The sequence below is a fragment of the Geobacillus proteiniphilus genome (assembly GCF_001908025.1).
GTDB classification, from domain to species: domain Bacteria; phylum Bacillota; class Bacilli; order Bacillales; family Anoxybacillaceae; genus Geobacillus; species Geobacillus proteiniphilus.
This window is the reverse complement of the sequence record NZ_MQMG01000048.1, coordinates 1-13,281: the sequence shown is the minus strand read 5'-3', so window position 1 is coordinate 13,281 and position 13,281 is coordinate 1. Positions and strand designations below refer to the sequence as shown.

The following is a 13,281-nucleotide window of genomic DNA, read 5'->3' as shown; positions in this document are numbered from 1 at the left end:
CACCGTCTATTCTATCATGTTTTCTCCATTATTCCACTATTTCTGCGCCTAGCGTATGGCGAAAATGGCGGAGCGCCCATTCGTGTCCCGCCGCGTCGAAGCTCGCGACCGCCCGCCGGTGGACGACGATGCGAAAGCCTTTATTGTATGCATCAACCGCCGTATGGAGGACGCAAATATCGGTGCAGCAGCCGACCAAATGCACTTCCGTGATGCCTCTCTCGCGCAATTTCAGCTCCAAATCGGTCCCGGCGAACGCGCTGTAGCGCGTTTTGTCCATCCAATACACATTGTCTTTATGCTTGTTCGCCTGATATACCGCCTCGAGCTCCCCGTACAGCTTTCGTCCCTCTGTCCCTTCAATGTTATGCGGCGGAAACAGCTTCGTTTCCGGATGGTAGTGATCTCCCGCCACATGTTTGTCAATGGCAAAGACAACAAAATCTCCACGATCGATAAACTGTTTCGTCACCCGTACAAGTTCTTCTTCAATCGCCTGCCCCGGCTTCCCGCATGTGAGCGCGCCGTCATCGGCGATAAAATCGACGGTGTAGTCGATGTTAATGAGCGCCTTGTTCATTCCCATTCACTCCCTTTTTCTCTTTTCCTCTATTCCTACATGGTCGGGTTGCTGTTTTTCCATCTCGCCCACATCTTTTTGGCCTTTTCTATCATTATACCATAGCAACGTTAACATCAGATGAAACAACGAATCCCCGAGTCAGTCAAGACTTTGTGGAGAACTTTTTTCGGTTCACTACGGGCGTTGTCCATCACCGATTAGTGAACCATTTTCAGGAATGGATATCGTAAGCGCTTTTGAACTCTCATCCCTCATCTTACGGCGATGACATTGTATTTCATTTTTTACACGCAACCTTCATCCCGAAGCGCCGACAACGCTTGATCAATCGGCGTCCTGGATGACGGTTGAAGATACGGGATGTTCTGACGCACCACATCCGCCCATAACCGTCCTGCCTTCCGTTTGGCCTGGATGACCAACAGGTCTCGGCACGGATCATAGGCCTCTATTCGCTCATCAGCTTGGTGACCTAGAAGGCCGGTGATTTTTAATGAAAAAGCGGCTCACCCTAACTCTTTTTCAATGAGATAAGCCTTTTCAGATCTGTTCTCCTTTCTGATCAAATACCGCCGATTTGAGCAAAAAACTAGTTTTTCACCAGCCTTCTAGGCGAGCATCACAAGCAAAAGTTCGTAATCCTCATCAGGGAATCATTTCGGAATGTCACCCACAAATATTTTACTCATACTGAATCCCCTGCCTACTTGAAGCGGACAGGGGATTGTCGATGTGGTTTTAGCTGTTTTCCGCCGCTTTCGCCGCTTTTAGCTGACTGCGCAAAATGAGCGACTGGATGATCGAGAAGCAACCGCCGACAACCCAATAGAGCGACAGCGCCGACGGAACGGAACTGGCACCGATAAAAATCATCACCGGCATGATGTACAACATCATCGCCATTTGCGGCATTTGTTCTTCGGCCATCGACGGCGAGAGGCGGAGCGAGATGAACGTCGTCAACGCCGCCAAAACGGGCAAAATGAAATACGGATCGCGGTGGCCAAGCTCGACCCATAGGAACGAGTGGGTTTTAATTTCTTGCGTCCGCGAAATCGCGTAATAAAGCGCCATAAAAATCGGCATTTGAATTAACACCGGCAGACAGCCGCTCGCCGGGTTGACGCCGTGCTTTTGGTACAGCTGCATCATTTCTTGCTGGAGCTTGCGCTGCGTTTCCGGGTCTTTGCTTTTATATTTTTCTTGCAGCTTCAACAATTCCGGGCGCAGTTTTTGCATGGCGAGTGATGCGCGGAACTGCTTCAAAATGAGCGGCAGCAAGCAAAAACGGACGATGAGCGTCAGCACGATAATGGCGATGCCGTAGTTGTCGCCAAACCAGTGCCCAAGCGTCAAAAGGAGCTTCGACATCGGGTAGACAAAATAATGGTTCCAAATGCCTTGGCTATGTTCATTGATCGGTTCGTTGCGGTTGCAGCCGGAAAGAAGCAAGACTGCACCAAGCAGCACCAATACCCATTTTTTCATGAAAAGCCCTCCTTAATATCATGTTGCAAAATCATGCCGTTTCATCATAAAGGAAAGGGCCTTCCATCCTCATCCGTTCGGCTTGTCCGTTCCCGAACGGGAATTTTCCGCCGCTGCGGCAAAAACAGCGGGCGCCATGGAAGCGCCGCTCGTTCGGCGCCTCCTCCCGCCTCCCGCTCGCGAACCGAGGCCAACGCCGGCTCGTAAAACAATGATTTCGCTGTCCGATGTGCGCCCATATACCCTTTCATGATGATCCATAACGCGCCGACAAGCGACATATACACAAGCAAATCAATAGGCGCTTCCATGCGTCCCGTCCACCCCCTTTTGCCCCGTCCATCTTCTCTTCTCATACAATAGCAAACTTTCCATCAAAAGAAAAGCAACAATTGATCACATCCGCTCCAAGCGGTGAAATGCCGGCTCGTCAGCCGCCAACATGGCGAGCTCTCCGCTTTCATCGGCCGAAAATGCCGCCTCAAGCTCTTGCTTCGCCTCATCGAAGCGTCCAAGCAGCGCGAGACAGCGGGCTCGTTCGTAGCGAAGTCGAGCATCTTTGGCCATATGGGCGCACCGTTCAATGGCAGCCAACGCCCGCTCAATGTGCCCTGCCGCTTCATAAGCAGCCGCGAGCTGCATATTCAGCTCTTCATCCTCAGGATACCAATCGGCGTAGCGCTCCCAAAGCGCCGCCGCTTCCTGATAGCGGCCCGTTTCCATATACTGTTCGCCAAGCAACATGAGCGCCTCACGGGCGAGCGGTTCTTCCGCCACGATCGCCTCCAGCTGCCGCTCGGCTTTCTCGTGCTGCCCTTCTTGAAGCCAAACGACCGCCTGCAACACGCGCAGTTCGACATCGTCCGGGTCATCAGCCACTAGCCGCTCAAGCCACCGCTTGGCTTCTTGGCGCTTTTTCTCCTCGTCGGCCTTCAACAAGTGTTCGACAAATTCACGCGCCAATGAAGGATCCCAAACGCGGGCAAGCGCTTTGCGCCACGTTTTGATGGCATCGTCCTCCAGCTCGATCGCCGCATAAAGGCGGGCGAGCTGCCCATAGGCTTCCGCATGGCTGCGATTGAGGCGAATCGCCTCCTCATACAAATCAATGACGATCGAAAACAAGGAAAACCTGCCCATCCATTCTTTCGCTTTTGTCCACCACCGCACCGGCTCGTCGTTTTCGTTCTGTTCCTCTTCCAAATACGGAAGGAGAGCGGCGGCCGCGTTCCGATAAATAACGCTTTTCGCCTCACGGCCGATCTTCAGCCGTTCCAGCCGGTGGCGCAGCTTCCCTAAGCCGCGCATCGTTTTCGGGAATAAGGCGACATATGCCGAATACAACGATTCATCGTCGGGATGGCGCACCATCAACCGCTCGAGCAGCTTGATTGCCTCTTTCGTGCGTCCTTCCCGGCTAAGCACATTCGCGTAATGACGAAGCACTTCACTGTGATCCGGGTCAAGAGCAAGCGCCCTCTCGACCGCCGCCTTTTCTTGATCGAGGCGTCCGAGCGCTCCATATACATACCCGAGGCTGTCATAGTACCACACATCTCCTCCACGCGGACGGGCATCGGCCAACGCCTCAAGCAGCGCCGGAGGCTCTATGATCGCTGCAAGCTGTTCGCTATCCACTCGCAGCGGAGCAAGGCGAATCGCCTGAAGCAAATGCGCGTGCTGCCGCTCTTCGTTTCCTTCTGCCTCATAGAGCGCAGCTAAGCGAAAATGGCAGAGGACAAACGACGGATCGGCTTTGAGACACGCCTCATAATGTTGTTTCGCCTCTTGGTAGCGTCCGAGCGAGGCGCACAGCTCCGCCAGCCGGAAGAGTGAAAGCCAATGGCCCATGGCGGCGGCTTCTCGGTAAAACGCCATGGCCTTGGACGGCCGGCCTTGCCGCTCATAAAGGACGCCGAGAGCGGAATGGGCCGAAGCGAGTTTCGGGCGAGCCGAGACAAGCTGTTTCAAAAACGCCCGGCCGCGCTCTCGAAGAGTTGGCGTTGTCAGCTGGTCGATGTAAAACTCGTACGCTTCTTCGGCATCAAACTCGGCAAGGCGCAGCCCCTCCTCCAACCACGACAGCGCCGTCTCGCGTCCTTCCTCCTCATCAGCGAAACCGTGGGCGATGAGCCATTTGCCTGCATTGAGCCAATATTCGCTGTTGTTGGCAAAACGGGTGCGCTGCTTGATTACATACCGGCGCGCCGCTTCCACATCCCCGCGCTCCGCGAGGGCGGCCGCCAAGCCTAGATGGGCAAACACGTCATCGCTGTCATGGCGGATCGCCTCTTCGTAGCACGAAACCGCTTGTTCCGCCTCTCCTTCCTCCATATAGAGATCGCCAAGGCGGACGTAAAGCGGCGCCAACCGCCAGGCGGCGGCCAATCCCTCTTCCAACACCGCTTTCGCTTTTTCCCGATCACCGTCGTCATCATACAAGTCAGCCAACATCAAATACGGGTACGGTTCCTGCGGGTCGAGCGCTTTGGCGACGCAAAAGCCGCGTTCCGCCTTGCGCCGGCGGCCGAGCTCCCGATCGCAGCGGGCCCGCTCATACCAAAGCTGGGCATCCCGCCGTTCGCGGCGCACAAGACGATCAAACCAGGCGCGCGCTTCGGCAAACCGCTTCGCGTGGAACAACAGCACACCATGGTTCGTTTCGATAAACAAATCGCCCGGATATAAGCTGACCGCTACGCGCGAAGAGATGAGCCCTTTTTCGATATGACCGGCGTACGCCGAGGCGAGTCCGAAATAGCTCCACACTTCCGGCTGATCTGGGTCCAACTGGAGCGATGTGCGAAAATAGCGGGCCGCCTCTTCGTAACGGCTGGCAAAAAAGGCGATTCGGCCGCGCAAATAATGGTAGAGCGGGCTTTGCGCCTTTCCTTTCACCCGTTTGAGCACGTCTTCGGCCTTCTCCATTTCTTGCGTGTAGACGTACGCTTTCGCCGCCATCAGCAGCAAGTCGTTATGTTCGGGATACTCGCTCAAGACGCGCCCGGTGTAATCCAACACAAGCGGCTTCGCCTCATCGCTGCTAAAATGCTTCATGACATACAGCCATGTGTACGGGATGTGCTCATGCTTGCGCAAAAAGGCGACAAACGCGTCGAAATGCACCTGTTCGTCCTCATCCATCTTTTCGGCCAACGCATGCAATTCGCGGAAATAGCGGTCTTCCTCTTCGGGGAGCTCGGCGGCGAGCGCCGCTTTTTCCCGGGGAAGCGCAACAATCGACAAATAATGCGTCCCTGCATACCATTTGGCAAGCTCGTCCTCGGAAACGACAAACGGATCAAATAGATTCGGGTCTTGCACGTACAACGCCCCAAGCCGCTCGTCATAGCCAAACAGCACCTGCACGTGCGATGACTGTTCATAATCGACGCTTAACAGCACCGGAACGCCCTCATCAATCAGCCGCTTCCAACGAAGCGGCGAGCCGACGAAAAAGCGGCAAACAAAGCCAAGCTCTTCCAAATAATGAACCGTCGTCGACAATTTCGATCCGCGCACATCAAAAATATGTTTGGCCACTTCATCCTGCGTACGGGGGGAGCCAAGCAATCGAAGCATCATTTCCAAACTTGCCGGCACGCAATAGTTATGCTTTTGCACGACCGGCACAAGCGGCAGCACCACCGACCGTTTACTTTGCCGCCCAAGCGCTCGGGCGTACGGCGTTTTTTCAAGCTGCGGCTCCGCTTTCACAAGCGATTCAAGCTTCTCCCATTCGTCAAGCTGGTAATACAGTTCGGCGCGCAAATGGGCGAAATAACGGCGATGCATATGAAGCGGATTCAGGCGGTCAAGTTCATCCATCGCCGCGAGCGCCTCGCGGTAGGCGCGCACATCGCGCAAGCGGCGCACGCGCTCAGCGTAAAACGCCAGCACTTGCGGAAAGCGCCGCTTTCCTTCCTCCAGAACGGCAAGCGCCTCGTGATGGCGGCCGTCAAGAGCGTACAAATCCGAAAGCAGCAAATAGCACATGTCGCCGCGCTCCGGGTCATCGAGACCGGCGCGAACCGCCTGTTCGGCGCGCTTCCGGTCGCCGGTCTCGATATAAAAGTAGCCCCACTTGTCATGCATCGGCACCGTCTCATAGCGGGCAACCACATCCATCCATTCCCGTGCCTCATCGATCCGCTGCATATCGAGCAAAGCGCGCACCAACGCAAACGCCGCCCGGGCGATCGATTCCCTCGGCTCCTCCACCCGGCCTTCGAGCGCTTCTGTAAGACGCGGGGTGAGCGCCTCTTCCACATCGAGCGGCCGGCGGTTCTCGAGCCACTCATCGCACACCCAAGCGAGCGTCTGCAGCGTGTTGAACTTCCGGTGGGCGTACCGCGCGACAAGCCCGCTATGCCGGTACATGAGCGCATAATCAAACAACCGGACGAACGTCCGAAACGGTTCAATCGCATCCCATGACGCCATGAGCGGCCGCCATTGAAACAATCCCATGTTTTCTAAATGCGGCCGCACCTGGGCAAGGGCATCCACGATTCGTTTTTCTTCAACGAGCAATGCGATCGGTTTGATATGATTCATACAAAGAAAACTCCCTTATTCTTTTTCCAGCTATTTATAAGTGTAGAACAAGCCCGGCAAAACAGCCACATATTTTTTCACAAAAATACCGACAAACAAAAAATGGCCTCTCCTTTGAACAGGATCAGCCATATACCGATTCGTTTTATCCGGCGTGCTTGGCGAAAAATTCGAGAGACCGTTCAATAATCATCGGTTGGTCGTAATCGAGCGTCGCCACATGGTAGCTGTTTCGGAGGCGGACGATCTCTTTCTCCGTCGATGAAATGCCTTGAAAGATGATGTCGGCGTTTCCCGGCGGCACGACGTGATCTTCGTCGGAGACAAAAATCAACGCCGGACAGACGATGCGATCGAGTTTCGCTTTTGTCTGTTCCATCAGCCTAGCCAGCTGAAGAAGCGAAGCGGTCGGCGTTTTCTCGTATGCCAGCTCTTTCACATCCGGATTTTTCAAGTCCGAACCGATCGAATCGAGATACCTCGGCAGCTCGCCCCCACCCGCTAGACCAGCGCGGATGGCCGGAATATCGATAGCAGCATTCACCAACACGATGCCGCGGATGTCTGGGTGATGTTCCGCAAGATGCAGCGTGAGCGTCCCGCCCATCGAAAGTCCGGTGGCGAAAATCGCTCCGCATCGTTTTTTCAGCCATTCATATCCTTCTTCGACCGAGGCGATCCAGTCGTGGAACGTCGTCCGCTCCATATCTTCATAATGCGTTCCGTGCCCTTTTAAGCGCGGCAGGCAGACCGTGTAGCCGGCTTTCGCATACGCCTCAGCGAGCGGGCGCATGCTGTGGGGCGTGCCGGTAAACCCGTGAGACAACAGCACCCCGACCGGCCCGTTTTCGGCGTAAAACGGCTCGGCGCCCGGGAGCACCGGATATTGTTCACTCATCTTCCTCCCCCCTTATCTAGTCAAATCCGTTCCTCTCACCATATTCGCCGCCGCACCTCTTTTTTCCTTTTTTGATCGGGCGCCGTTACCACATCGACAACCATGACCGCCACCATTCGTGAAACAAGCCGTTGACGCCAAAATAGACGAACGCGATCCAAGCGATGCCAACCAATGCTTTCTCCATCCCTTTTCCCGTCCGATAGAGCGGCACTTTCCACCGCTTGGACGAAAACGGCCAAAACAGCGGCACCCCTTGAACAGAAAAAAAGTCTTCCACAATATGAAACAAGTAGCCGAGCACGAGCCCAGCGGTAAACGGCGACGCCGAGTCGCGCCAGACGAGGGCGGCAAGCACCCCCCAGACGATGAGCGAATGCGTCATGCCGCGATGGCCGAACGCTTCTTTCACTTTGCCGGCGACGCCGAACGAACGGCGGCCGACGTATGACGACGGCTCGTCAATGTCAGGAAGAAGGCTGCCGATGACAAGCCCCGCCGTATAGGCGGCGGTAAACGGCAGCTTTGTATGCGCGGCCGCCACCGCGCCGAGGCATAATGTGGCAATGACATGGCTGGAGTATCGCAACGAAATCCCCTCAAACTTTTATCGTTTTCCCCATTATACCACACAAAAGAATATTTGTTCGTTTCTTTGACGAATTTATACTTGACGTATATGACAAACGGCGAGCAGCGCGAGCGCGGAATCGAACTCGTCGCCTTAAAAGCGCGCTACGAGGCGGCCGGATTCGCCGTCTCCGATCACGAGCTGCCCGACTATTTGCCGCTGATGCTCGAATGGATGGCCTATGCAGATAAAGAGCATACGATCGCCTTGCTTGCCGACTATGCCGGCCACATCCGCGAAATCGGCGACCGGCTCGCAGCGGCGGGCAGCTCGTATGCCAAGCTGTTTGAAGCGCTCCACGTTACCTTTACTCAACTCGGCGTGACGCCGCTCCCGAAAGGAAGTGCAACGGCATGGTCAGCCAATTTCTCTGGGTGATTGTTCCGTATTTGGCGCCTGTCCTATTTGTCGTCGGCCATATTTGGCGCTACCGGCGCGACCAGTTTGGCTGTACATCAAAATCAAGCGAACTGCTCGAAAAACGGCAGTTGCGCCTTGGAAGCCTTCTGTTCCACTGGGGCATTTTGTTCGTGTTTGTCGGCCACGTGATGGGCATTCTCATTCCCGAGCCGTTTTACGAAGCGCTTGGTGTGACAGAAGAGATGTACCACGCCATCGCCTTGGCAGGCGGCATTCCGGCCGGCTTAGCGGCGCTCGCTGGTTTCGTGATCCTTTTTCGCCGCCGCCTGACGGTAAAGCGCGTGCGGGCGACAAGCAGCACCGGCGACTGGATCGCTCTTGGGTTTTTGCTCGTGGTCATCGCCAGCGGATTGTCATCGACGTTGCTGAACGTCAACCCGCACGGCTTTGACTACCGGACGACGATCGGCCCGTGGTTCCGCGGCCTCCTCACGTTCCGCCCGAACCCGGTCTATATGGAAACAGTGCCGCTTTGGTTCAAAATCCATATTCTCGCCGCGTTCGGCTTGTTCGCCGTCTGGCCGTTCACCCGTCTCGTCCACGTGTTCAGCTTCCCGCTCCGCTATTTGCAGCGCAGCTACGTCGTCTATCGAAAGCGAATGCCAAAACAAGCGGAACCGTTCGACCGCGCTCAGTGAGCGAGCGGCGGTCATCACCTAAGGACCACCAAACAAAAAAACGGGGCGCTCCCAATCAGGGCGCATCCCGTTTTTCATCTCACCGTTACTCGTTCATGCGCACAAACAGCTTCTCTTTTTCCTCATCCGACAACAGCCGCTCGGCCATCGGAAAGAGCACGTTTTCTTCTTTCATGAAATGCTCATCCAAAATATGATGTGCCTCAATGACCGCACCGGCGAGCGTCAACAAAGGGCTTACGCATCAAAGTAGCGTGCGAGCGTCACGATCATCGCTCCCATCCGCTCATGTTCCGGGGCGATGACGCGATCGACTCCCTCTTCTTCCAATGCTTCTTTTGTCACTTTGCCGACGGCGCAGGCCACGACATCGGTGCGAAACGCGTCAAGCAGCGGTGCGATCTCTTTTTTCTCGCGGGCGAACGAAAAGAAAAAGCGGACTTGCATCGCTGAAGTAAAACAGACGGCATCGACCTCACGACCGACAACTTCATTGTATAGCGTCTCAAGCGTCTTCTCATCCGGAGCGACATGCCGGTATGGAAGCAGTTCCGTATAGGACGCGCCACGCTCAAGGAAAAATTGCCGAAGCGCCGGCGCGGTATCGCCGTACAGCTGCACAACAACGTTCTTGTCCGCAAAGTCGTGCCCGTCAAGAGCAACAATCAACCCTTTCGTCGTCCCGTCCTCGCTTGCGGCCACTGGGGCGACGCTGATTTGTTTCAACGCTGTTACCGTTTTATAGCCGCGGGCAGCCACGTTCGCTTCCTTGATCGTTCGATGCCATTCAGCAGCCATTCCCTCCCGGTCGGCCGCTTCCAACAGCGCCTCAAAGCCGATTCCCGTCGTAAATACGATCCAGTCCGGCCGCATGGCGATGACGGTTCGCATTTCCTCTCCCAGTTCGCTTCCCTTTGAAAAGACGGTCCCTTGCGCTGGACGAATGATGGCCGTTCCCCCTTGCTTTTCAATAAGCGTTGTCATTTCGTCCAGTTTGCGTGAGGCGCACAAGGCAATCCGTTTGCCATGCATGTCCCTTCCCCCTTATGGTCAGTCGTTCGTCCTTTCCATTCTAAAGGACGGCGTTGGGCTATGCAACCAAAACCATTGCGCTTTTTGACAGGCTGCCTTCCTCCTCGAAAGAATGTGTAGGGCATAGACAGCTTCAAACGCCATGAAAAAACACGCGCTCTAAGGCGCGTGCCGTTCAGCGAGTATGTACGACAGCTTCCTCTCCTCGTCGGTCAAAGGAACCGATGATGCGCGTCGGCTCAACAGAAATAATCCGATCCAACGGAATATTCATCAGCCGCATTTGACGGTTGTAGACAAACAATTTGCGCGCTTCTTGGTACAACTTGATCGGCAGCACGACCGCTTCCCCTTGATTCGTTTTGACGCGCACCGGCTGCTTCTCTTCAATCCACATCGAAAGCTGTTGGCACAATTCGTTCATTCATTCGCTCCCCCTTCTCACTCATCCCTATCCATGATTATAAAAGAAAAAGACGGAAGAGGGAGTGAAGAAAAATCAACAAATTCGATGAGCGAATGACAAACTGTGTCGATAAATGTTCAGCGCACGGAAACGTTCCGTGCGCCTCTAGATTTTGTCAGCGATAGATCAACACGCGCGCTGCCGTGCGGTCAGCGCTTTCACCGATGACGCGGATTTTTAGGCCATAGTTGGGCACGTTCCGGCCGGCGTCAACTGCCCCTTTATTGTCATACGATCGGCTGTCGTCAAACACCGGCGTCGGCGATGTATCGTTGTCGATCAGTTGCGAGCCGCCCAACTCGAGGCGGAACGGTGCACCTTTTTTCAAGCTGAACGCCGCATCGTGCACTTGATAGCGAGTCGACGCTGTCGTGTTGCCCGACCATTTTAACGTATGCTGATCGGCATCCACAACGCCAAGAAACCCTTCGCCCGGATGGACGCCCGTCCAGTTGTTGTCATATCCTTCATCCACATACCAGACGACAAGCCCTGGATCGTACGAAAGAAGCCGGTCGCCGCGCAAAATATGGGCGAGCCCTTCATCGACGCCGCGGTGGTTGCGCCATTCAAGCAAGTAGTAATGCTCCGAATACCGCTTGCCATCGCTTTTCTCAAAGCCGTCCATCACAAAGGAGCTGTCCCCTTCGGCGCCGTCGACAAGCACAGTTGCGCCATCTGCCGTCACTTGAATGTTATCAACATACCAGCCGGCTTCCGACACCGCCACATCCGTTACATAATGGAAACGGAGATCGATGATTTTGCCCACATAGGCCGACAAGTCAAATTCGGCCTTCACCCAGCCGTTTGACGTACCGGTAATGCCGTTGCCCGGGTTTTGCCCGTACGGATTGTCGGGCGTCGTAATGTTTCCTTGAATTGTTGTCCATTCGTTGCTGCCATGCGGTTTTACTTCTACCGCCCCATAATCCCAGTCTTTCTCAATCGCATACCATGTATCAAATGCCAGCGTCGCCTTGGACGCTCTCGTCAAATCGATCGTCGTTGACATCGTATGATCTAAGTTGTTTCCACTGCCGGAGAAATATGCATACGCACCGCTTGGCGGGGTCGTGATGACCGTTTCTTTGTCCGGCAAGTTGATGCGCACGGCATCGTTGTTCGTCCCTTTCGTGTTCGCTTCATCGAGCACGACTTCAACACCGTTTGGCGTTACTTCGTTCCACTCAACGGTCGTTCCGCTCAGCCAGTTGCTGCCCGGCATGGTCGACTGCAAAAACTGTTTCGCCCAGGCGCTGAAGCCGGTCGGCTCGGTGCCCGGAATGCGTCCCGCCCAACTTCCGCTTGACATAATCGACCAATAGGCAACTGGCTCGCCCAGACCGGAGTAAATCGTATCGTATTCATCCGGCAGCCCTAAATCGTGGCCGTATTCGTGAGCAAACACTCCTGCCGCCCCGTCAGCCGGCTCAATCGTATAATCGTAAGCCGCCAGTTGGCCGCGCCAATACGGCACATCCGTCGTCGTATTCGGAATGCGGTACACCGATCCTAAATTCCAGCGGTGCGACCAAATGGCATCGCCGCCGAGCGAACCGCCGCCTGCTTCTTCTCCGACGCTGGAATGAATGATCATTAAATGGTCAATCAAACCGTCCGGCTCACGCGTGTTGCCATCGCCGTCCAAATCATAGCGGTCTTCTTGGTCAAATTCGCGCAAATTGATGCTCGGATCTTTCGCAGCCGCCGCCAGCGCCTCGCGCACAAGGTCGCGCGGACGGGCGTCATTGCCATCCGGCGCCGGTACATTGCCGCCGTAGTATTTGGCCGGATGTTTCGCCTGATACCAGCCCGCCACTTTTCCTTCAATTGAATAGCTGCCGCCCGATTGCTCTTCATAATATTTTTTCACCGAAATGAGCTTCTCGCCATTCGGCCCATCATAATAGCCGTCATCGCCGCCGAAAATCATATCTTCATAATGTTCGCGTGTATAATCTTTATAATACATATCCGTTTCAGTTGGCTGAATGCTGTTATGCGGAAAGTCCGGATATTCGATGAGCAAAACAAGTACACGGTCGACCCGCTTGCCGCCGTTCCACCGCTCCGGTTGGGCAGACGGCACGGAAGCCGTTTTCGATTGTCCGAGCTTTTTCCCTTTCCCGTTCAGCACCCCGTTTGTCCGCTGTCCGTCCCGCAGCGCCCCGGCGCGCTTTGCCTCTTTCTCGTATAATTCCCCTTTCTCCCGCGGCATATAGGCCGCCTTTTGCCGCAAATAGTCGCGCACCGCTTGTTCCGCCTCAGCAGGAGTCGCATCAGCACGAAGCTTTCCACTTTTTTTCAACATCTCCGCCAGCTTCTCTTCGTTGGCGATCGCAAAATCGATCGGCCCCCCTTGCTTCACAGCCGGAATGCCAGCGGTGTTGGCCGCTTTCGGAGCTTCCGCCGGAGATGCCCACAGCCCGATGCCGAGGGACAGCGCAGCAACGAGTGAAGTGATCGAACGCTTAGACAGAAAAACTCCTCCTTCACTATAATAGAATATATATACAATTAAAATATTACAGAATAATTTGATAATAATAAATCGTTATTTTCTAA

The 13,281-nt window shown here is 54.9% G+C and carries 11 protein-coding genes and 1 pseudogene; 2 read left to right on the top strand and 10 right to left on the bottom strand.

All coding sequences use genetic code 11. The annotated features are described in order from the left end of the window. Positions 1–28: 28 nt before the first annotated feature. The 6 genes from BRO54_RS14790 to BRO54_RS14760 form a co-directional block, all read right to left on the bottom strand. On the bottom strand, positions 29–580 hold the full coding sequence (locus tag BRO54_RS14790; protein ID WP_011231310.1) for a cysteine hydrolase family protein: 552 nt from the start codon (positions 578–580) through the stop codon (positions 29–31). Between the two features lie 741 nt (positions 581–1,321). Beyond that, positions 1,322–2,071 carry a membrane protein insertase YidC gene (gene yidC, locus BRO54_RS14780; protein WP_011231312.1) on the bottom strand — a complete coding sequence of 250 codons (750 nt, stop codon included), beginning with the start codon at positions 2,069–2,071 and terminating at the stop codon, positions 1,322–1,324. Between the two features lie 44 nt (positions 2,072–2,115). Continuing rightward, the gene (locus tag BRO54_RS14775) at positions 2,116–2,382 is read right to left on the bottom strand and encodes a hypothetical protein (protein WP_011231313.1); all 267 of its coding nucleotides are present in this window, start codon (positions 2,380–2,382) and stop codon (positions 2,116–2,118) included. A gap of 85 nt (positions 2,383–2,467) precedes the next feature. Further along, entirely contained in the window at positions 2,468–6,628 is a 4,161-nt protein-coding gene (locus BRO54_RS14770) for a bacteriocin-processing peptidase family protein (protein ID WP_074044430.1), read from the bottom strand. A 145-nt stretch (positions 6,629–6,773) separates the two neighbouring features. Further along, positions 6,774–7,526, bottom strand: a complete 753-nt coding sequence (locus BRO54_RS14765; protein ID WP_074044429.1) for an alpha/beta hydrolase — start codon at positions 7,524–7,526, stop codon at positions 6,774–6,776. Positions 7,527–7,611: 85 nt separating this feature from the next. Then, positions 7,612–8,115, bottom strand: a complete 504-nt coding sequence (locus BRO54_RS14760) for a metal-dependent hydrolase (RefSeq protein ID WP_074044428.1) — start codon at positions 8,113–8,115, stop codon at positions 7,612–7,614. Here BRO54_RS14760 and narJ point away from each other — a divergent pair. Further along, complete coding sequence (narJ, locus tag BRO54_RS14755) at positions 8,098–8,535, top strand: nitrate reductase molybdenum cofactor assembly chaperone (protein ID WP_084544561.1); 438 nt, start codon at positions 8,098–8,100, stop codon at positions 8,533–8,535. The two genes, BRO54_RS14760 and narJ, sit on opposite strands and share 18 nt — an antisense overlap. After that, entirely contained in the window at positions 8,511–9,215 is a 705-nt protein-coding gene (gene narI / locus BRO54_RS14750; RefSeq protein WP_074044427.1) for a respiratory nitrate reductase subunit gamma, read from the top strand. Before narJ ends, narI begins: the two co-directional genes overlap by 25 nt. Before the next feature lie 85 nt (positions 9,216–9,300). Here narI and BRO54_RS14745 read toward each other — a convergent pair. From BRO54_RS14745 to BRO54_RS14730, 4 genes and pseudogenes are all read right to left on the bottom strand, one after another. Next, positions 9,301–9,444, bottom strand: a pseudogene (locus BRO54_RS14745) (hemerythrin domain-containing protein); the annotation flags it as partial. Between the two features lie 8 nt (positions 9,445–9,452). Then, complete coding sequence (locus BRO54_RS14740; protein WP_074044426.1) at positions 9,453–10,247, bottom strand: uroporphyrinogen-III synthase; 795 nt, start codon at positions 10,245–10,247, stop codon at positions 9,453–9,455. Positions 10,248–10,422: 175 nt separating this feature from the next. Then, positions 10,423–10,671: a hypothetical protein gene (locus BRO54_RS14735; protein WP_074044425.1), complete on the bottom strand. Its 249-nt coding sequence runs from the start codon at positions 10,669–10,671 to the stop codon at positions 10,423–10,425. Positions 10,672–10,828: 157 nt separating this feature from the next. After that, complete coding sequence (locus BRO54_RS14730; RefSeq protein WP_074044424.1) at positions 10,829–13,195, bottom strand: immune inhibitor A domain-containing protein; 2,367 nt, start codon at positions 13,193–13,195, stop codon at positions 10,829–10,831. Positions 13,196–13,281 lie beyond the last annotated feature (86 nt).

What these genes read in the sequence shown, in the direction of transcription:
- yidC (WP_011231312.1), bottom strand. Translation starts at nt 2,071, where the DNA reads ATGAAAAAATGGGTATTGGTGCTGCTTGGTGCAGTCTTGCTTCTTTCC.
- BRO54_RS14765 (WP_074044429.1), bottom strand. Translation starts at nt 7,526, where the DNA reads ATGAGTGAACAATATCCGGTGCTCCCGGGCGCCGAGCCGTTTTACGCC.
- BRO54_RS14790 (WP_011231310.1), bottom strand. Translation starts at nt 580, where the DNA reads ATGAACAAGGCGCTCATTAACATCGACTACACCGTCGATTTTATCGCC.
- BRO54_RS14775 (WP_011231313.1), bottom strand. Translation starts at nt 2,382, where the DNA reads ATGGAAGCGCCTATTGATTTGCTTGTGTATATGTCGCTTGTCGGCGCG.
- BRO54_RS14740 (WP_074044426.1), bottom strand. Translation starts at nt 10,247, where the DNA reads ATGCATGGCAAACGGATTGCCTTGTGCGCCTCACGCAAACTGGACGAA.
- BRO54_RS14735 (WP_074044425.1), bottom strand. Translation starts at nt 10,671, where the DNA reads ATGAACGAATTGTGCCAACAGCTTTCGATGTGGATTGAAGAGAAGCAG.
- narJ (WP_084544561.1), top strand. Translation starts at nt 8,098, where the DNA reads ATGGCTGGAGTATCGCAACGAAATCCCCTCAAACTTTTATCGTTTTCC.
- narI (WP_074044427.1), top strand. Translation starts at nt 8,511, where the DNA reads ATGGTCAGCCAATTTCTCTGGGTGATTGTTCCGTATTTGGCGCCTGTC.
- BRO54_RS14770 (WP_074044430.1), bottom strand. Translation starts at nt 6,628, where the DNA reads ATGAATCATATCAAACCGATCGCATTGCTCGTTGAAGAAAAACGAATC.